The sequence below is a fragment of the Chitinophaga nivalis genome (assembly GCF_025989125.1).
Classification (GTDB): Bacteria; Bacteroidota; Bacteroidia; order Chitinophagales; family Chitinophagaceae; genus Chitinophaga; species Chitinophaga nivalis.
In genome coordinates this window covers 231,687-252,804 of record NZ_JAPDNR010000001.1, presented here as the reverse complement: position 1 = coordinate 252,804, position 21,118 = coordinate 231,687, and the positions used below count along the sequence as shown (strand labels likewise).

At 46.2% G+C, this 21,118-nt stretch carries 16 protein-coding genes; 6 read left to right on the top strand and 10 right to left on the bottom strand.

The genetic code is table 11. From position 1 onward, the window contains the following. Positions 1-20 precede the first annotated feature (20 nt). From OL444_RS00990 to OL444_RS00955, 8 genes are all read right to left on the bottom strand, one after another. On the bottom strand, positions 21-308 hold the full coding sequence (locus tag OL444_RS00990) for a 2TM domain-containing protein (protein WP_264735114.1): 288 nt from the start codon (positions 306-308) through the stop codon (positions 21-23). 86 nt (positions 309-394) lie between these two features. Beyond that, complete coding sequence (locus OL444_RS00985; protein ID WP_264735115.1) at positions 395-1,060, bottom strand: YceI family protein; 666 nt, start codon at positions 1,058-1,060, stop codon at positions 395-397. Between the two features lie 69 nt (positions 1,061-1,129). Continuing rightward, positions 1,130-2,785, bottom strand: coding sequence for a phenylacetic acid degradation protein PaaN (gene paaN, locus OL444_RS00980; protein WP_264735116.1), 1,656 nt, complete (start codon positions 2,783-2,785; stop codon positions 1,130-1,132). 114 nt (positions 2,786-2,899) lie between these two features. Further along, complete coding sequence (locus OL444_RS00975; RefSeq protein ID WP_264735117.1) at positions 2,900-3,973, bottom strand: tetratricopeptide repeat protein; 1,074 nt, start codon at positions 3,971-3,973, stop codon at positions 2,900-2,902. Between the two features lie 202 nt (positions 3,974-4,175). Further along, positions 4,176-5,420: a DUF1015 domain-containing protein gene (locus tag OL444_RS00970; protein ID WP_264735118.1), complete on the bottom strand. Its 1,245-nt coding sequence runs from the start codon at positions 5,418-5,420 to the stop codon at positions 4,176-4,178. Between the two features lie 142 nt (positions 5,421-5,562). Beyond that, complete coding sequence (gene serC / locus OL444_RS00965; RefSeq protein WP_264735119.1) at positions 5,563-6,672, bottom strand: 3-phosphoserine/phosphohydroxythreonine transaminase; 1,110 nt, start codon at positions 6,670-6,672, stop codon at positions 5,563-5,565. 157 nt (positions 6,673-6,829) lie between these two features. Beyond that, on the bottom strand, positions 6,830-7,810 hold the full coding sequence (locus OL444_RS00960; RefSeq protein ID WP_264751999.1) for a zinc dependent phospholipase C family protein: 981 nt from the start codon (positions 7,808-7,810) through the stop codon (positions 6,830-6,832). Positions 7,811-7,904: 94 nt separating this feature from the next. Further along, positions 7,905-8,513, bottom strand: coding sequence for a DUF502 domain-containing protein (locus tag OL444_RS00955; protein ID WP_264735121.1), 609 nt, complete (start codon positions 8,511-8,513; stop codon positions 7,905-7,907). A 287-nt stretch (positions 8,514-8,800) separates the two neighbouring features. Here OL444_RS00955 and OL444_RS00950 point away from each other — a divergent pair, with 287 nt between their 5' ends. The 6 genes from OL444_RS00950 to OL444_RS00925 all read left to right on the top strand — a co-directional run bounded on the left by OL444_RS00950 (position 8,801) and on the right by OL444_RS00925 (position 18,545). Continuing rightward, the gene (locus OL444_RS00950) at positions 8,801-9,412 is read left to right on the top strand and encodes a TetR/AcrR family transcriptional regulator (protein WP_264735122.1); all 612 of its coding nucleotides are present in this window, start codon (positions 8,801-8,803) and stop codon (positions 9,410-9,412) included. A gap of 1 nt (position 9,413) precedes the next feature. Beyond that, positions 9,414-10,778 (top strand): TolC family protein, encoded by a 1,365-nt coding sequence (locus tag OL444_RS00945; protein ID WP_264735123.1) that lies wholly within the window; start codon positions 9,414-9,416, stop codon positions 10,776-10,778. Positions 10,779-10,814: 36 nt separating this feature from the next. After that, positions 10,815-11,924, top strand: a complete 1,110-nt coding sequence (locus OL444_RS00940) for an efflux RND transporter periplasmic adaptor subunit (protein WP_264735124.1) — start codon at positions 10,815-10,817, stop codon at positions 11,922-11,924. A gap of 31 nt (positions 11,925-11,955) precedes the next feature. Next, the gene (locus OL444_RS00935) at positions 11,956-15,507 is read left to right on the top strand and encodes an efflux RND transporter permease subunit (RefSeq protein ID WP_264735125.1); all 3,552 of its coding nucleotides are present in this window, start codon (positions 11,956-11,958) and stop codon (positions 15,505-15,507) included. 380 nt (positions 15,508-15,887) lie between these two features. Beyond that, positions 15,888-17,156 carry a kynureninase gene (gene kynU / locus OL444_RS00930; protein WP_264735126.1) on the top strand — a complete coding sequence of 423 codons (1,269 nt, stop codon included), beginning with the start codon at positions 15,888-15,890 and terminating at the stop codon, positions 17,154-17,156. Between the two features lie 9 nt (positions 17,157-17,165). Next, positions 17,166-18,545, top strand: coding sequence for a 2'-5' RNA ligase family protein (locus tag OL444_RS00925; protein ID WP_264735127.1), 1,380 nt, complete (start codon positions 17,166-17,168; stop codon positions 18,543-18,545). Between the two features lie 114 nt (positions 18,546-18,659). On the opposite strand, the gene OL444_RS00920 is transcribed toward OL444_RS00925, so the two are convergent. Together OL444_RS00920 and OL444_RS00915 are read right to left on the bottom strand one after the other, a co-directional pair. Beyond that, positions 18,660-19,409, bottom strand: a complete 750-nt coding sequence (locus OL444_RS00920; protein ID WP_264735128.1) for a head GIN domain-containing protein — start codon at positions 19,407-19,409, stop codon at positions 18,660-18,662. Between the two features lie 725 nt (positions 19,410-20,134). Then, entirely contained in the window at positions 20,135-20,872 is a 738-nt protein-coding gene (locus OL444_RS00915) for a Bax inhibitor-1/YccA family protein (RefSeq protein WP_264735129.1), read from the bottom strand. Positions 20,873-21,118: the final 246 nt, after the last annotated feature.

The window sequence follows — 21,118 nt, the reverse complement described above, 5'->3', positions numbered from 1 at the left end:
GCTTGTAATTTTGTTTTGGCTTAGAGGCGGGTATGTTCCTGCTCTTTTAACTTTTCGTACTCTCTTACGGCGTCTCCGAAGGGGTCTTTATGATAGGCGCTGAAATATTGAAAGGCCAGCGCTATTCCCCATCCGAGGGCTGGCCATACGGGCCAGGGAGTACCATGTGATCTGTCGCTGTCTGTCAGGAACCATACTGCCCATAAACCGAGGTTTATGACCAGGTAAATAATAAGATGCGATTTGAATCCGGCCCTGGCTTTTGCAATGCGCCAGAGTCGTTCATCTCTTTCTTGACTTGTTTCCATTTTAGTATCAGTTTTTTCGTGATAGAGGCTGTACTAAATTTAAAATAATTTCCTGGCTTGCGGCCAGAAAAAAACGGAAAGCAGTCTTATCGTTTGGCGGTAATATTGAAACCGATGTTTACCTGGGAGTTGATCAGTTTGTCCTGGAGGGATTTGTCTGCGCGGTAGCTGATCCCCCAAAGGGTACGGTCAATATTGAAGTTCGCCAGTGCATTGATATGATCATCCTGCAGGATGATCCTGGCAGGGAAGGAGATGTTTTTGGTCACGGCTTTCAGGGTAAGATTGCCCTGAACGGTGTGGGTAGCGCCTATAAAGGCTACTTCTTCGCCGGCAATGGCTTGCAGGGGAGTAACGCGGGTGATTTCAAATGTAGCCGCCGGATATTTTTTTACATCGAAAAACATGGCGCCTTTTAGTTCATTCTCCAGTTTGTTTTTCATGGCCGTATCGGCCGCGAGGTCTGTATTTTTAAGGGAATACATGTTCACAACAAACTGTCCGCCGGTAATGAGGCTGTCTTGCACATAAATGGCGCCGCCGGATAGCTGGAGGGTACCATGGTGTTTGCCGGTAGGTTTGGTACCTACCCATTCCACATGGCTGAGTGTTGTATCCAGCAGAAAGGCGCTGCCCGTGCCGGCTTGAACGGTCTGTGCGTCGGTCACCGTAGCTTTATCTGCTTTAGGTGCCTGTTCACAGGCTGTCAGTCCGTAACATAGCGCGAGAAAGATCCACAGTATTTTTTTCATAAATCAAAAGAAAGCTTTAGAAAACAAGCTCCCCTCGCTTCGTGCGGGGGGGCTTGTCAGTATGTTAAACTATTCCACCAATTCCCGGTTACCTACCCATACAAATCGTTTTACGATGAATTCCTGGTTAGTAAAGCTGGCATTACCAGCCGGATTACCACCTGTTACATGGAAGTCGGAAAAGGCCGCATGCTGGTTTACCCAGATGAAACCGGTGAGGTTAAAGGAAACAGGGGTGAACACGCTGTTCATCTCTGTGGTAATTTTTTCTTTTACGGCCGCATCTGTCGTGTAGGCGCCGCAGGTGATGGCTCCGTGTTTGAGCGCCATCTGCCGGGCCAGTTGAATCGAATGATCCGTATCTCTGGTTTTGATAATCAGCAGGATCGGGCCAAACAGCTCTTTTTCGTAGATATTGGTATCTACGCTGCTTACTTCCAGTACGGTCGGCGCATATACCCGGGCGTTGCTGAATTCTTCGTTGATCACGGGAGATCCCTGCAGAATCAGTTTTCCACCCAGCTGGTGGGCTTCTTTGGCGCGGGTGAGGGTGGCCTCATTCTGTACCGCTCCCAGGGTGCCGGCGCCCATTTTAGGATTGCTCACCAGGGCTACAATCGCATCTTTGAACTGTTGTACCACTTCGTTGAATCCTACCTGACCTTCCGGTGTGCTGATCCCGCTTTCCGGAATAAAGAAGTTCTGCGGGGCCGTACACATTTGTCCGGAATAGAGACAAACGGAAAAGGCGAGGTTTTGAATCACTGCATTCAGGTCTTTTACACTATCCAATATCACAGAGTTGACCCCTGCTTTTTCGGTGAATACAGTTTTGCCGGTCAGCGATTCTACATAGTTGCCGAAAGCGCTGCCGCCGGTATAGTCAATCAGGCGAACATCCGGATGCTCGCACAGGGTTTTGGTAATCAGATTTTCGGAGCTGTCTGCCGCCAGCTGGCACAGGTTCGGATCATAGCCGTTGTCCTGTAATACCTGCTGTATGGCCGCTACTACAATAGCGATCGGCAGAATAGCTTTCGGGTGTGGTTTTATAATTACCGGATTGCCGGTAATGAGGTCTGCGTAAACACCAGGCAGGGTATTCCATACGGGGAAAGTAGAGCAGCCGATAACTACAGCAATACCTTTGGGTACGGCGGTGTAGGTTTTTTGCAATCTGATGCTGCTTTTACCCATGGGTTTTTCCCACAGGAGCTGACCAGGATAACGCTGTAATTCGTGGTAACCGGCAGCAATGGCTTCCAGTGCCCGATCGTTGGCGTGTGGGCCGGATGCCTGGAAACTCATCATAAAGCTTTGGCCGGTAGTATGCATGGTGGCATTGGCGATATCAAAGAAATATGATTGGATGTTGTCCAGTGTTTCCGTCAGTACGGCGGCTCTTTCTGCGGCGGATGTCTGTGCCCATTTGTGGCCGGCAGTTGTAGCTTTGGCAATCAGGTCGTTTACGGCAAAAACAGGATACGTGGTGCCCAGTACTTCCTGGGTGTAGGGAGAGACTTCTTCTCCTGCCCATCCGGTTTCACCGGTTTGTAAAAGTTGTTTGAATGGTTTACCCAGCAGCTGTTGATAACGCTGGTGGCCTTTCGCATGCGCGTCTTCTCCATAAGCTTTGGGATGCTCCGGATATTGCGAAAAAAAGGTTCTTTCGTGGTTCGCTTTTACAGCGTTGTCAATAGTGTTTTGGTGTTTAGTAACGAGCATATCTGGATTTTGAGATTTACAAGTCAGAGATTTACGGGATCGGGAATACAGTGCAATTTCTTATTGCATTGAAGCTAAGTCACTAAATCCGTAAATCAAAAAAAACCTGTGTATTTAATATCCCGCATTTGCCAGCGTAAATCTCCCGTCGTTATAGTATTCATCCGGTCTTGGTTTCAGGGGATGATTACGTTGGAATTTCAGGAATGCATCATACTCCTGTTTATGTAAGGCTACCCATGCTTTGTAACCGGCCTGGTTGGCGGCCGGGCCAAAGAGCCATTGATTATAGGCTTCGAACATGCCTTCGCGCAGCAGCTGCTGTTGAAAATCGAAAAGTGCTACCGGGAATTTCATCCCGTAGAAGTTAAACCAGTCGAGGATAAAGCGGGTACGTACCATCAGCAGGGCATCGGGATCAATACCGCCGGTAACCACGCTGATTTGTTTGCCCATACTTTGGCGGTAGGCCTGTATGAAGTCATTACCGCTTCTGCTTTTCCTGCTTTTTTCATCCGGAATAACACTGTCAAATAAAGATGGATCGTTGAATAATTTCTTATAGGCTTCCAGCAGGATGTTCCGTACTTCGGCGGTCCGGGTGGTGAAGCTTTCCATATTCATGAAGGTTTCACCATAGAGGATGCACCATACCGGATCATTGCTGTATTCGTAGGTTTTAACGGCATTGTAGTAGTTACCGGGGAAGGCAGGATCTTCTTCAATACCTTTCAGCCAGCTGCGGAGCGCGGCATCATACATTTTGAAATTCATCTGCAGGTTACCGTTGTCGTTATACAGTTCGCCGCTTTTCGGGAATTTTTTGAGTGCCCGGGCGTACATCCGCTGCGCGGTTTTCCAGTCTTCCCGGCCTTTGTAAATATTCCCGGCAATCTGAAATACCTGTACATCTGCCTCTTTGCTGTTCAGCAGTGGTTCTATGATGCTCTTGGCTTTATTGAGATCTCCTTTCAGATAGAAGGTGAACCCCAGTTGTTTCTTATACTCAAAGTTCTCCGGATCCAGTTGTAAGGCCTGGTTTAATACCAGTATGGCATTGGAATAGTCGCCATTACGTATAAAGTTGTTGGCGGTACTATACAGTTCCTTTGCGTCCTGAGCGGCTACCGTTGATGAAAATAAAACTCCTGCTAAGAAAAAAAATATACTCAATAAAGAAGACCTCATATGCATCCCTTTGTCTGTCGTTTGTTGTAAAAGTAATGAAAATGAGATAACTACCCACGGAACAATCTGAAAATGGGGGAGCGGTAAAGAGATATATATAGTTATATTAAGCTATGTAAGAAGGAGGGAAGATAGGAAGAGATTCCCTGTTATGCCGTTGCAGGAAGGGATCCGCTGGCATAACAGGGAATACAGGGTATGATTAAATGACGTGTGTAAGGAGGCCATCGCGGAGCTTAGGTTCAAACCAGGTGCTCTTTGGAGGCATTACATTACCGCTGTCGGCAATATCAAACAGTTGCTGAATGGTTACCGGATAAAGGGCGAAAGCGACTTTCATTTCGCCGCTGTCTACGCGTTTAACCAGTTCCTGCAGGCCACGGATACCGCCTACGAAGTCAATTCTTTTATCGGTACGCTGGTCTTTGATGTCCAGCAGTTTGTCCAGTATATTGTTGGAGAGGATGGTTACATCCAGGATGCCGATAGGATCGGTGGTGTAGGTGCCTTCTTTGGCCACCAGGCGATACCAGCTACCTTCCAGGTACATGCTGAATTCGTGCAGCATGGAAGGTTGCAGCGGGTGATGGCCGGTTTCTTCCACGGTGAAGTCGTAATCCAGTCTGGATAACAGGTCTGCTTTGCTAAGGCCGTTGAGGTCTTTTACAACGCGGTTATAGTCCAGGATGGCTAACTGACTGGCCGGGAAAATGGTGGTCAGGAAGTAGTTGGCCGGATTTTCCACAGAGGTGATTTTGCCGGCGGCTTGCAGTTCCTTTTGTACCAGGCTGGCAGATGCTGCTCTGTGGTGACCGTCTGCGATGTAGGTACAAGGTACTTTTTCGGCAAACAGGGTAGTTACTTCCTGTACAGCGGCGGGGGTGTTGATGGCCCAGATGGTGTGCTGGATATCATCGTCCGCGGTAAAGTCGTACAGCGGTTTGTTGTGTTCCTGCCAGCGTTCTATCAGGGCGTTTACTTCCGGCACGTCGTTATAGGCCAGAAATACGTTACCGGTTTGTGCCAGCGTGGTTTTAATATGATTGATGCGATCCAGTTCTTTGTCCGGGCGCGTGAATTCATGTTTTTTAATGATGCCGTTGTTGTAGTCGGCTACGGCGGAAGCGGTAACGAGACCGGTTTGTGCGCGGCCGTTCATCACCAGTTTATAGATGTAGTAGCTGGGTTGTTCATCCTGAAACAGGATACCATCTTTTACCAGTTGTTGCAGGTTTTCGGCAGCTTTGTCATATACCTGTTGACTGTGGGTATCAATGCCGGCCGGTAAATCTATTTCAGATTTGGAAACATGGTAAAATGAATACGGGTTACCGGATGCAGCGGCTTTTGCTTCTTCTGAGCTGAGCACGTCGTAGGGCCTTGCAGCCACCTGGGCGGCTAATGCTTCTTTGGGCCTTAATCCTTTAAAGGGTCTGATAATCGCCATGATAAAAAAATGTGTGTGGGGTAAAAATAGTATAAAGTATTACAAAATACGAATTAACGGTTATGCACTTGCGCGAAGATCAGTTGTTTTTAATCTTCCCGGAAATGTATAACTGTTAATTCGTAATTAAATAATTTCCTGGTTATGCTTTCTTCAGGGAGAAGTATTTCATGGCTTCTACCATTACTTCTACGCTTTCATAGGGCAATGCGTTATACATAGATACCCGGAAGCCGCCGGAAAGCCGGTGTCCTTTAATGCCTACAATGTCTTCTTTCTTGCAGAATTTGAGGAACTCTTCTTCCATTTCGGGTTTGTCCATGATAAAGCAGGCGTTCATTTTGCTGCGGTCTTCCTTAACCACGGTGCCACGGAACAGTGGATTGTGGTCAATTTCATCGTACAGCAAAGCGGCTTTCCGGTCATTGATTTTTTCAATGGCGGGAATGCCTCCCTGTTCTTTCAGCCAGCGTAGGGTGAGCATCGAAATATATACGGCAAAAACAGGAGGGGTATTCAGCATGGATCCGTTTTCTATATGATTCCTGTAATCCAGGATAGAAGGGATTTTGCGGGATACTTTTCCTAAGATGCTTTTGCGTATGGCTACCATGGTAGCGCCGGCGGCGCCCATGTTTTTTTGTACGCCTGCATATATCAGCGAGTATTTGTTGAAGTCCATACTGCGGCTCATGATATCACTGCTCATATCAGCTACCAGGGGCACATCGGTGACAGGGGTCATATGCCATTGTGTACCATAAATGGTGTTGTTGGTAGTGATGTGGAGATAGCTTGCCTGGGGCGGGATCGTGAACTGTTTTGGGATGTGGTTGTAATTGCTTTCTTTGGAGCTGGCCACTACATCTGTATAACCAAACAATTTTGCTTCCTTGATAGCCTTATTGGACCAAACACCGGTATCTACATAAGCTGCCGACTCACTGTTTTCCAGCAGGTTCATAGGAATCTGCATAAACTGTGTAGTCGCACCGCCGTGTAAATAAAGCACTTCAAAGTCGTCATCAAGCTGCATCAATTCCCTCACCAGGCTGCGGGCCTCTTCCATCACCGCTATAAATGGTGCTGTCCGATGGCCGATTTCCAGTATAGACATCCCCGAACCTTCAAAGTCGATCAGGGCTTTGCTGGCTTTGTACAATACCTCGTTGGGTAATACAGAAGGACCTGCGTTAAAATTATGCACCTTCATGTTGCGATTCAGATTAAATTCATTTTTTGATCTTTCCACTTTGTTTTGGTTTTTCTAAGGAAACGGAAAAAAAACGGCACGGCATTTTAAAACCAGTAAGGCGCGTGTGGTGTAGGACAGGTTAAAAAGATAGTAGACGCAAAGATAAAAATTTCTTTTCCAAATACGAAGTATTGCTATAAATATTTTACCTGTATTACTCCTCTCTGCCCTGTATTTTACCGTGTATCCACTGTTGTTGCAGCTGCTCGAATGCTTGTAACTCGCTGGCAGTAAGCATTGTATGAGTCAGGTTCTGTAAAGACGGCTGCCCTGCGTTCACCCATGCGGTATACCAGCAGGCAGCTACTGCTTCAATGGCGCCTTTCATCCGCCTTTCCACCATGTCTCCCATCGACAGATAATACGCTTTCGTATAACCTTCTCCGTAAGTACGTACTAACTTGCCATTCCGGTTTTCATAAGCATACTGTTGCCCCGCCGGATAGTGCAGATGGAGGCGCTTTTCCCAGGTGAGTACGGTGTCGGCTGCCAGCCCGCTTTCCGTAATAATCCGCCAGAAATAAGTCCGGGGAGTTGGGAGGTAAACTGCTTTGCCGGCCCAGTAGTCAAACTCCCGGTCTGCCACCAGCTCCGGAATACGCGATTCCCATAGCCCGTGAATGCCTTGCTGGCCGGTGAATTGCCCGTTATGATTGGAACAGGCATGCAACGGTACATGTGCATCAGCGATGTAATGTCCGATCTCGGCAGAGAGCTGGAGGATATGTTGCCGGTCTTTGTCGCGGAAAGCGCGGGTCAGCAGGGCCATCATCTTTTCCAGATGCCAGGGCAGTATGCCGTTGCGGTTCAGGGAGTCGGCAGTGTATTTAGCCACCGCATCCTGCCAGTTGCGTGGAATGTTGCGGTAGGGCGGCTGATCCAGCAGGTCGATGTCAATGTAGTGCCGGGCGCCTTCTGCGGCTACTGCATATCGCCTTTTATCCGGATCGGTAGCGTGTGCAGTCAGGTATTCCAGGTGAGGTTTATACAACACCATCATCTCCGGAGGCAGGCAGAATACCGCCAGCCGGTTAATACGCTGATGGGCAAAAAAGCCCCATCCATACGCACATCCATGACATAAGCACATAATAAGGAAACACACGAATTTTCGTGTACAGGTTTGGGTTAACATGCAATTCAATTTTTGGGATAACGAAGATAACGATTTACAGGATCTGGAGAACAGGCATCACTATCCGGATAATGATGCCTGTTCTCCAGTATCGTCAGATGTTGGTAACACCTCCGCTGACAGCAAATTTCATCGCTTCGCCCGCAGAAATATTTTCCAATGCTTTCACCTTTTCTTTAGGTACCATAAATACTTTACCGGTGATGGCATAGGCATGTGGCACGTATACGGCCATATAGCCTTCCAGCCCGAAGTTGCTGACATCAGCCTGGGTAATAAATCCCATTTCCCATACGTCTACACCGTAGACCTGCACCAATACAGGGTGATCGAATTTCTTTTTCTCTCCTACAAAAGCATCAAACACATCCTTGATGGAAGTGTAGATGTATTTGATAAACGGGGTGCGCTCGAGCAGGTGGTCAAACAAATCAAAAATACGCCCGATGATAAAAGAAGAACTCAGATAGCCTACAACTACTATCAGCAGTATGATCAGGGCAAAGCCCACTCCTTTATACTTTAAAAAACGGAACGCTGCGTTGGTAGGAATCAGTTCCTTCGGAATGATATTGTCGATCGTAACAAATGCCCAATAAAGGGTGAGTGCCGTAATCCCAATCGGTGCAAGAATCAGCAATCCCTGAAAGAAATACCGCAGCAGGCGGGCCGCAAATACTTTAAACTGTAGCTTTGGCGACATGTGTGATAGGATAAATGTGCAGTGAGCTTCCGGTCATTAAAACTGGTACAGACATGCAGCGTTTGTAATCAAAACTTTTCGTGGTGCAAATTACAATAAATAAGCGCAAAGCACCATGCGGCCGTAGATAAACATCCCAGGTTTCCCGGGCTGTCCGACGCCTGTTTTAACCGGTACGGAGAAATGGGTGTTACCACATGTAAAAAAATATTATTGGAAACTTTGGAAGTTTGGAAAGTTTCTATAGTTTTGTGGGGCATAACCAAAGATGTTATTGCGGAAATCTTATGGAAGTACAGGAACGCATCATGGACACGGCTTTTGGCCTGTTTCGTCAGTATGGAACCCGGTCTATCACCATGGATGACATCGCTGAAAGAATGGGTATCTCAAAGAAAACATTGTATGCTCATTTCATCGATAAAGATGATCTGGTGCATCAGGCCATTACCCGTTTTATTGCCCATGTAACAGCGGAATGTATTGCCAACCACAATGACGCAAAGGATGCTATTGAAGAACTTTTTCTGGCAATGGATATGCTGGATCAGCGCATACGTAATATGAACCCCGTGTTGTTGCTGGATATGCAAAAATTTCATGCGCGTGCATATCAGGTATTCCTCGATTATCAGCACAATACCCTTTCCGGCATCATTCGTGAAAACCTGGAAAGAGGTATGAAAGAAGGACTCTACAGACCGGATCTTGAAATCAACATTTTAACACAGTACCGTATACATGGGTGTATGATCGGCTTTCAGCCGGAAGCTTTCCACGGGCAGGTGGACCTGGGTAAAGTGCAGAGAGTACTGCTGGATCATTTTTTATATGGAGTAGCTTCCGTGAAAGGATATAAGCTCATAGAAAAATATAAACAACTATCGCAAAACCAATAATATGATGCATTTATCCCAAAGGCTCACCAGTATATTTTTAGTGGTGTGGCTGCTGGCTATGGTGTCTGCTGTCCGCGCGCAGGAGCAACCCACGCTGCAGGACCCGGTACGCCTCTCAGTCCAGGAAGCGGTGGACTATGCCCTGGCCAACCAGAATAGTATTAAAACAGCCAAACTGGATGAACTGATCCAATTAGCCAAAAACAAGGAAGTCAGCGGCATGGCGCTACCCAACATTGCAGGAAACGGCTCCTTCCAGTATAACCCGGTCCTGCAGAAACAAATGAGTAACCTGAAGAACTTTGGTTTGCCGATGGACTCCTTTGTAGTAACTACGTTTCAGCTGAAACACAACGTTACCGGAGAAGTGAGATTAACGCAAACGCTGTTCGATCCCAGTGTACTGGTAGCTTTACAAGCCCGTAAAACACTCGAAGAACTGGTACACAGAAATGTGAAAAAATCAGAAGTAGATGTGAAAGTACAGGTGTACAAAGCTTACTATAATGTATTGTCTGCTGAAAAAGCATTGAAAATACTTTCCGGTAACCTGGTTTCTGTAGAACACCTGCTGCAGGAAACCCGCGAAATCAATAAAAACGGACTGGTGGAAAAACTGGATGTAGACCGGCTGGTAGTACAATATACCAACCTGCAGACAGAACAAACGAAACTCCGTAACCTGGTAGAACTAGGCACTGCTGCCCTCAAATACCAGATGGGCATGCCATTGAAACAGACCATAACGTTAACGGATACACTTTCTACTGCACGAATTGTAGAGAATACGCTGGATACTGATAAATTTGACTACTCCCAGCGCATTGAATACCAACTGGCAGAAACCCAGAAAAAGGCGAATGAATACGACCTGAAAAGGTATAAAATGAAAGGTCTCCCTTCTCTCAGCTTATTTGCTGCTACAGGAGCCCTCCGTGCCAGCGACAAGTTTGATTATTTACAAACACAGATGTGGTACGGTTATTTAAATACCGGTTTGAGCCTCAGCGTTCCCATCTTTACCGGTTTACAACGGAAAAGACAGGTAGATCAGGCTTTCCTGGCCGTGAAGAAAAGTGAGCTGGCGATTGAAAGTGCCAAACAGGGCATTGATCTGGAAAGGGAACAATCTGCTTCTACTTTCCGCAACAATGTACTCTCGCTGGAAGCACAGGAGAAAAACATGGAACTGGCCCAGGATGTGTTTAATACCACCCGGATCAAATATCGGGAAGGGGTAGGTTCCAGCCTGGAAATATCCACTGCGGAGAATGACCTGCTCACAGCCCAGAACAATTATTTCAATGCACTCTTTAATGCTATCGTTGCTAAAGTAGACCTGCTCAGGGCATACGGGAGACTTTAAAATAAAAATTTCCATTCACCATTCACTACTAATCATATGATCAATAAATATTTTTTCATCGTCCCTGTTATCGCTGTTGCTATGGCCTCCTGCGGTGGAGGTGGTGATAAATCCGCTAAACTGCAGCAACTCAAAAAGGAAAAGGAAAACATCGATAAACAGATTACGCAGCTGGAAAAAGAACTGGGGAAAAATGATTCCATTGTGAAGATGAAAGATGTGACCGCCGCAACGATCAGCGATACTTTATTCGAACACTATATAGATGTACAAGGAAGTGTAGACGCCCGCGAAAATGTAAATGTATCTCCCCGCACAGCTGGTACCATAATCGGCATCTTTGTAAAGGAAGGACAAGCCGTTTCCAAAGGTCAGACACTGGCACAGGTAGATGATCAGGTGCAGAAAGCTACTATGGCTGAACTGCGTACACAACTGGAACTGGCGGTGGCGCTGTATGAAAAACAGAAAAATCTGTGGTCACAGAAAATAGGCTCTGAAGTACAATACCTCAACGCCAAAAACCAGAAAGAAGGATTGGAAAGAAAGATGGCAACGCTGCAGGACCAGATGGCCCTCAGCCGCATTGTTTCTCCTATCAGTGGTACCGTGGATGCGGTGATTGCCAAAATAGGCGATAACGCTGCTCCTGGTGTAGCTGCTTTCCGGGTGGTAAATGCCAATAACCTGAAAATTACCGCTAACGTGGCAGAAGGATATGCTGGTCTGATAAGAACCGGCGACGCCGTGATCCTCGCTTTCCCTGATATTAACCGGGAAATAAGAGGTAACATCAGCTTTGCTTCCAGAACCATTGATCCGTTGAGTCGCACGATCAAAATTGAAGTGCCGCTGCAACCGGACAATAGCCTGCGGCCAAACATGATCGCACGCATTAAAATTATCGACTACAAAGCCAGTAATGCGGTGGTGATACCAGTAAGCGTTATTCAGTATACTGCCGGTAAACCTTATGTGATTGTGGCGAAAGATGTCAATGGTAAACTGACCGCACAGCGTAAAACCATAGAACTGGGACGCACCTATAACGACAAAGCAGAAATTAAAAGTGGTTTGCAGCAGGGAGATCGCATCATTACCACCGGTTTCCAGGGTCTGAATGATAACGATTTGATCAAATTGTAAGCTGATCATCACAGCTAAAACCTAGTAGTTTATGCAAGATAATCTCAATAAAGAATTTAAGCCTACCAGTTGGTCGATCGATAATAAGGTGAGCATTTATGTGGCTACCATTATTGTCGCCCTGGCTGGTATCCTTTCCTATATAAACCTGCCCAAGGAGCAATTCCCGGAGGTAGTGTTTCCGCAGTTCTATATCAATACCATTTACGCCGGTACTTCTCCGGAAGATATGGAAACACTGGTGACCAAACCGATCGAAAAACAACTGAACGGTATTTCCGGTGTGAAGAAGATCAAGAGTACTTCTATGCAGGATTTCTCTGCGATCACCATTGAGTTTAATGCCAATGAAGATATAGAAGCTGCACGGCAGCAGGTGCGTGAAAAAGTGGATGACGCCAAAAAAGACCTGCCCAAAGACCTGACACAGGAACCACAGATCGTTAAGATCGACGTATCGCAGATTCCTATCATGAACGTGAACCTCTCCGGTGATTTCGATTTGCAGACATTAAAACGTTATGCAGATGATATGAAAGACCGTATCGAGGCACTGAATGAAATTACCCGCGTAGACCTGGTAGGGGAGCTGGAAAGAGAGATCCAGATCAACGTGGATAAATATAAAATGGATGCCGCCAAGATCAGCTTTGAAGATATTATCGGTGCTATCCAGGGAGAGAACATCACCGTCTCCGGTGGTCTGGTGGCCATGGATGGACAGAAACGTACCCTCAGTGTAAAAGGCGAATACAAAGATCCTTCAAAGATTGCCAATATTATTGTACGCGGACAATCCGGTGCAACAGTATACCTGAAAGATATTGCCAATGTAGTGGATGGCTTCCTGGAACAGGAAAGTTTTGCCCGGTTACGTGGTAAGAATGTAATCACGCTGAACGTGATTAAACAAAGTGGTAAAAACCTGATTGATGCTTCTGATAAAATTCAGGAAATCAAGGCCGACATGGAGGCGAACTATTTTCCCAAAGGCCTCAATGTTACTATTACCGCAGACCAGTCAAAGTCTACCCGCGTAACGCTGCACGACCTGATCAACACCATTATCATCGGATTCCTGCTGGTAACCGTGATCCTGATGTTCTTTATGGGAGCCGTGAACGCCATCTTTGTCGCACTATCAGTGCCGATTTCCATGTTCATCGCTTTCCTGCTGATGCCGATGTATGGGTTCACCCTCAATATGATGGTGCTCTTCTCCTTCCTGCTGGCACTGGGTATTGTGGTGGATGATGCCATTGTGGTGATAGAAAACGTGCACCGTATCTTTAATGAACGGAAAGAGCTGGGCATTGTAAAAGCAGCCAAGATCGCTGCGGGAGAGGTATTCCTGCCGGTATTCTCCGGTACCCTGACAGTATTGGCGCCGTTTGTGCCTTTGCTGTTCTGGCCTGGCATCATTGGTAAGTTCATGTTCTTCTTACCGGTAACCCTGATTACCACCCTCGGTGCATCCCTGATTGTGGCATATGTCATCAACCCGGTTTTCGCAGTGGATTTCATGGACCGTCATGAAGGAGAACATCATCCGAAACCTAAATTCGACAAGAAATTCAAAATACTCACAGCCGTATTTGCCCTGTTTGCCCTGATCGGGTATCTGAACGGCAGTGTAGGTACCGGTAACTTTGTGGTATTCCTGTATCTGCTCATCCTGCTGGAACGTTTCTGGTTGGGAGGCGTGGCACGCCGCTTCCAGCAAAACTTCTGGCCCCGTGTGCAGGAGCGTTACAAGAGGATATTAAAATGGTGTCTGATTGGCTGGCGCCCGGTGTGGATCGTGGTAGCTACTTTCGGCCTGCTGGTATTCAGCATTATCGTAACCGGTATCCGTAATCCCAAAGTGGTATTCTTCCCGGAAGCAGATCCTAACTTTATCTATACTTATATAGAACTGCCTAACGGTACAGATCAGCAATATACCGACTCCATTACCAATATCGTAGAGCAGCGTATTACCAAAGTAGTAGGCGCCAGCAATCCGATTGTGGAATCTATTATATCCAATGTGGCCAAAGGTGCAGGCGACCCATCGCAGATGGACCTCAGTACGCAGCCACAGAAAGGAAAGGTGACGGTAGCTTTTGTGGAATTTGGTGCAAGAAATAACCAGTCTACCGTACAATACCTGGATAAAATCCGGGAAGCCGTTAAGGGTATCCCTGGTACTAATATCACAGTAGAGCAGGAAAAAGGTGGTCCTCCCACTGGTAAGCCAATCAATATAGAGATCTCCGGCGACAATTTTGACGAGCTGACCGGTACTTCGTTCAGGCTTAAGCGTTACCTCGATTCCCTGCAGATTGGCGGCGTGGAAGAACTGAAAAGTGATTTTGAAGACAACAAGCCGGAAATAGTAGTGAGTATTGACCGCGAAAGAGCCAATAATGAAGGTATTTCTACCCGTCAGATAGGAGGCCTGCTGCGTACTGCATTATTTGGTTTTGAAGCGTCTAAAATCCGCGATGACAAAGATGAGTACAAGATCATGGTGAGATTGAATAAGGATCAACGGAATAACATCAACAACCTGATGAACCTGAACCTGGTATACCGGGATATGAATATGAACGGTCAGATCCGGCAGGTGCCGCTTTCCGCAGTGGCAGATATTCATTACTCCAATACCTATGCGGGTATTAAACGTATCGACCAGAAACGGGTGATCACTTTATACTCCAACTTATTAACCGGGTTTAACGGTAATGAAGTGGTACAGAACATTCAGACGGCGATCCGGAATTTCTCGAACCCGGCTTCTGTTACCATCAGAATGACCGGTGAGCAGGAAGACCAGCAGGAGACGATGAACTTCCTGTTGATGGCGATGCTGGGTGCTTTCGGATTGATCCTGATGATTATGGTGACCCAGTTTAACTCGATTGGTCGTCCGCTGGTAATTTTTATGGAGATCCTGTTCAGTATCATAGGGGTATTCCTGGGCTTTGCCATCTTTAATATGAGTATTTCCATTGTAATGACAGGAGTGGGTATTATGGCCCTGGCGGGAATTGTGGTACGTAACGGTATCGTACTGGTGGAGTTTACTGATCTGCTGGTGAAACAAAAGATGCCGGTATATGAAGCCGTTGTGGAAGCGGGTAAAACGCGTATGACACCGGTAATACTAACGGCCATTGCAGCGATCCTGGGGTTAATTCCGCTGGCAGTAGGGTTTAATATTGACTTTGCGACCCTGTTGAGCAAATTTGAGCCTCATATATTCTTCGGAGGCGATAACGTAGCTTTCTGGGGCCCGCTGGCCTGGACCATGGTGTTCGGATTGGTGTTTGCCACTTTCCTGACCCTCATTCTGGTGCCGGTGATGTATGCCATGAATAAACGCTCGATTGATGTACTGGATAGGTATAATATGCCGCGTAACCTGAAATATGTGCCTTTCCTGGTGTTAATATTGAAAATATTTATGAAGAAGGAAGAGGTGCGGAAAATGCATGATCCGGCATATTTATCACCCATACCATATGCGTTTTTCCCTGAAAATGAAGAAGAAGAAATAGCCGTGCATAATGGGAAAGCGGACAGAGTATCAGTGAATTAAGTCTTTTTTAGTAATACAGTGTAACAGTTGTAGGTAAACAGTCTCCGTCCCGATTCTTCGGGACGGATTTTTTTTTGTATCTTAGGAAAAGAACCTTTATTTTGCTATCATTAACAAATTTTAACAATCGGAATGAAGGGCATTTGAATAGGCTTTATTACTTTTGACCCTGAAGAAACTTGACACGTTACTAGCCATATACAGCCTTAGCCTTATATGCCGTATGATAATTGAGAAATAAGTATATAGAAGAAATAGCCTGTTTTAAACAGTTTGCGTATTCGCCTGTTTTATAATTATGAGGAAATAAGATACAGCTTTACACTAGAACAGAAGAAAATCGCCATTAAAAAGAAAGCCAGGCGACAGATTGGAAGACCATGGAGTACGTAGCATCGTTAGCATTTGCTAAAGAGAAGGACCAACAGGATCCACTAAATAAATTCAGGGAGCAGTTTTATTTTCCACAACGTAAAGGAAAGGATGCGATTTATTTATGTGGGAATTCCCTTGGATTGCAACCAAAAAATGTAAAAGCAGCCATAGAACAGGAGTTAGCCGATTGGCAGCAGTGTGCAGTGGAAGGTTATTGGGCCGCAAAAAATCCCTGGTTGTATTATCAGCAATATTGCAGTAAGCCGTTGACGGCCATTTTAGGCGCCAGTCAGCAGGAGCTAACGGTGATGAATACACTTACCGTTAATCTTCACCTGATGATGCTGAGTTTTTATCGGCCAACCAAACAGCGGTTTAAAGTGTTAATGGAGGCAGGAGCTTTTCCCAGCGATCAGTATGCAGTAGAAACGCAGGTGAAATTTCACGGACTGGATCCGGAAAATGCAATCATCGAGGTTTCCCCAAGAGTAGGAGAGCATTTGATAAGATTGGAAGATATTTTGGAGATTATTAACAGGGAAAGTGATAGCTTAGCACTTGTTCTATTTGGTGGTATTAATTATTATACAGGACAGTTTTTTGATATACCCGCAATTACTGCAGCAGCACATCATGCTGGCGCTTATGCAGGTTTTGACCTGGCACACGTAGCAGGAAATATACCGGTTGAATTGCACAATTGGGAAGTAGATTTTGCCGTTTGGTGCTCTTATAAGTACCTGAATGGCGGTCCCGGCGCGGTAGGAGGCGCATTTGTGCATGAAAAACATGCCAGCAACAGCGGATTTCTCCGTCTTGGAGGCTGGTGGGGTAACGAAGAGAGTGCACGTTTCAAAATGGAAAAAGGGTTTGTGCCTAAAAAAGAAGCTGAAGGCTGGCAGCAAAGCACCGCTCAGGTGTTTAATATGGTAAGTCTGAAAGCATCCCTGGAATTATTTGAAGCTGCCGGAATCGGCGCTTTACGTACTAAAAGCATCGGAATGACCAGTTATCTGGCGTTCTTGCTGCAGCAGTTAAAAGGCATAAATTTCCAAATAATTACACCAGAAAATTGTAATGAACGTGGCGCTCAGTTATCTTTGCTGTTTTTGGATAAAGGTAAAGAGATACATCAACGAATGACGGATGCCGGTATAATCGTTGACTGGAGAGAGCCCGGAGTTATCAGGGTTTCACCGGCACCTTTGTATAACTCCTATCAGGACGTATTTCATTTTTATGAAATCATAGCTAATATTGCTTCAAACGCTTAATTAAGTAAGATGAATTTTGAGAGAAACGAACGCCCCCGCAGGCCTTACTCTTCTGACACCAACAAAGAGAATGATCCCAATAAGGAGAAAGGCGACGACAAACCCAACGTAAATACTGAGCGGGAAGGCGGAAAGCCCGACTACAACACTGGAGGCCAGGAAGGTCGTCCAAGTTACAATCGAGAAGGCGGATATCGTCCGCGTGATTACAATCGTGATGGTGGATATAACCGCGATGGTGGCGGTTATGATCGCGGTGGCTACAATGGCGGCGGCGGTGGTTATGATCGCGGCGGTGGCGGCGGTTACGATCGCGGCGGCAGCGGTGGTTATGATCGCAGTGGCGGTGGCGGCGGTTACGATCGCGGTGGCAGCGGCGGTGGTGGTTACGATCGCGGCGGTGGCGGCGGTGGTTACAATCGCGGCGGTGGCGGCGGTGGTTATGATCGCGGCGGCAGCGGCGGTGGTGGTTACGATCGCGGCGGTGGCGGCGGTGGTTACAATCGCGGCGGTGGCGGCGGTGGTTATGATCGTGGCGGCAGCGGCGGTGGTGGTTACGATCGCGGCGGTGGCGGCGGTGGTTACAATCGCGGCGGTGGCGGCGGTGGTTACGATCGCGGCGGCGGCGGTGGTGGTTACGATCGCGGCGGTGGCGGCGGTGGTTACAATCGCGGCGGCGGCGGTGGTGGTTACGATCGCGGCGGTGGCGGCGGTGGTTACAATCGCGGCGGCGGCGGTGGTGGTTACAATCGCGGCGGTGGCGGCGGTGGTTACAATCGTGGTGGCGGAAACCCAAGACAGGGTGGAAGACCTCAACGCTCCGAACCAAAACCAGATAATAAAATCTACTTTATTGCCTTATTACCCACTGCTGAAGTAGGTAAGGAAATCATAAAAATCAAACAGGAATTTGCAGAGCAATACGGTCCGATGTACGCACTGAAAGTATTACCGCACATCACGCTGCAGGTACCTTTCACTGCTGATCCGGCACTGGAAAAAGCTTTCTGCGATGAACTCACAGAGTTTGCCAAAACACAGGCTCCTTTTGAAGTATCACTCAAAGGCTTCGGTACTTTCCCGAATAAACAGAACCGTGTACTGTTCATCAACGTGGAAAAAAGTGAAACCATGTCTGCTATGCACCGTCAGCTGATCAACTTCCTGCGTAAGGAGTTTGGCTTCAGTACCATGCTGGCACGTACAGGCTTCACCCCACACGTAACAGTGGCGTTCAAAGACCTGGAAGATGATCAGTTCAACAAAGCATGGCCCGAATATGAGAACAAGGAGTATGAGGCTACCTTCAAGGTAAACAACCTGTACTTCCTCCGTCACAACGGTAAATCATGGGAAGTGCTGCAGAAATGCAAATTAGGTGGTGCCTGATAACAGGCCGCACAAAAGATGATATACGTAAAAGGCCTCCGCAAATGCGGGGGCCTTTACATTTTAAACACAGACAATATAACAGTGTAGATTATACGAAAAAAGAGTATTGTATTACAGCCGGATCAATCTGCCTGATCCTCTGATGTCAGTATCTATTTTGTAAGGATTGCCAATATAACTGATGTCGCCATGGCCAAGAATAGTGGCTTCCAGTTCTTTCGCTACCCGGATGGAATGATCGCCCGATCCACGGATGGTAATGTAGGCATTCTGCGTGGTCAGGTCTAATCCTGATATGTTGCCGTTGCCATTAATCTGACTATAGATGGTAAAAGCACTTCCACGCAGGATAATACTACCGTTGCCGTTGAGTGTGGTCGACAAATCCGATGCAGCCAGTTGCAGCGATGTATTTACATTGCCGTTCAGTTCATACTTGAAAAGCGGTGTATATAAGGTATCCTCATTATCTAAAGAGCCGGAACCATCAAAGATGACCCGTTGATAAATATTGCTGTGTACATAGATGTGAATGGGCTGATGATGACGGAGGGTGACATCCTTTTTTATCCGGACCAATAACTTATTATTACTGGTATAGGTTTCCACAATATCTGTAATATTATCTTCTGCCCTGATCTCCACAATGTTTTTGTTGTCCTGCAATAAATGTATTTCAAAAGGCCCTGAGATCTCCACGTCAGTGAAACTATTGGTGCTGCGGGTCGTAAAGGTAATACGCCCGGAGCCGCTGATATTTTCTTTTGTACAACCGGTAAAGATAACACTGAATATAACCAGCATTAACACCAGCCATCCAACGCTTAAACCGGTATATGTGATAATGATTTGTTTTTTCATAATCTCACATTGAGTGAGCCTCGTTTTTATGAATGACGGTTAGCAAAACGTTTACCCCTATGAAGGGTGGCTGTAATTCTGAAAATTTTTAGCATACAAGATGCCTTAATGAGCTGGAAGGAGAGGGCGAATCTGGCCGGGCTGCGGGATATAGTAAAGAGAAAAAAATAAGCCGGCCGCACAGACGTACGGAACCGGCTTTTTGATTAACCCCTATGAAAACCAACTATTGCTCTTTGTTTAATATGCTGATATTATACTGCTTCACTAACGGATGAACCGTTGTCCTTTCTGATTGTCAATAACAGTTGCAGGTTTAAGTGGAGCATGATAGCTCCTGCAACAAGTATACACTTGATCATTTCAGCATTCTATATGATCCAGGTGTTGCTGTTAAGGCGGATAATGTATCCCACTGTTCACTGACTAATATGTTCACTGACCTTTAAGTACACACAATCTTTGTTTCTTATGCTTCGCTGTTTGTATTAATTCCCATGTCATACGTTGTCGTGCTGTTTCATTTGTTGACAATCTATACTTTCGATGGAATGATCACTGTTCTGCCTTAACTGCTAAAGAACTTGTTGTGCTATCAGATTTTGCAATTACGGTGCCATAAAAGTGGGTACTGCGATCCTTTAACAATATTTTTGGAAGACATTAACAAAACAAAAAAAGCCATCCGATATCGGATGGCTTTTGCAAATATGCTTATCAGAGAATTATCTTCTGTTTAATTTACTTAACAGCCGCAGGATCTCGAGATACAACCACACCAGTGTCACCATTAATCCGAAAGATGCATACCACTCGTAATACTTAGGAGCACCGTGCGCAGCACCCTGTTCTATCATGTCGAAATCCAGGATCAGGTTTAAAGCGGCTACACCTACTACCACCAGGGAAAAGATAATACCGAAAGTACCACTGCTGTGAATAAATGGCATATCAATATTAAACAGGCGCAGTACGATGGCTATCAGGTAGAAGAATGCAATACCCGCAGTAGCTGTGATAATAATGGATTTAAAACGTTCTGTAGCGCGGATCACTCCCGTACGGTATAACACCAGCATCGCGATGAAAGTACCGAAAGTAAGACCTACCGCCTGTAACACAATACCATGCCACTGACTTTCGTACATAGCGGAGATGGCGCCAAGGAACAAACCTTCCGCAATAGCGTAGGCTGGTGCCAGGTAAGGAGACCATTCTTTTTTGAAAATAATTACCAGCGCCAATATAAAGCCACCAATAGCGCCACCGATTACCAGCGGGAGTACGGCACTACCTCTGTAGTACTGGCCCCAGGAAAACACGGATGCTGCCATCAGCATGATTAATAAAAAGGACATTTTGTTCACAGTGCCCCGGATGGTCATCGCATCGCCGGTAGCGTAGGGAGCTTTATTAAATACGTCTTCTTTAAGTACAGGGTTATTCGATTGAAATAATGCCATAAAGTATAGTTTAAAATTATGGGTTAAAAATACGATTTGATTTGATATTTGCCCGTAATCGGTCACCTTCTCCAACAAAATTAGCATTTTCTAAACAATAACTTTCTGTTATCACCCATAACAAGAAGTAATGCGAATAAAGCATTCCTGTTGTATTAGTCTATTAAAGTTGTGTACTTTTGCTGAGAGATGAGGATCAATCTGTACAGACATGGTGATACTACCCGCCGATTACTTAAATTTACA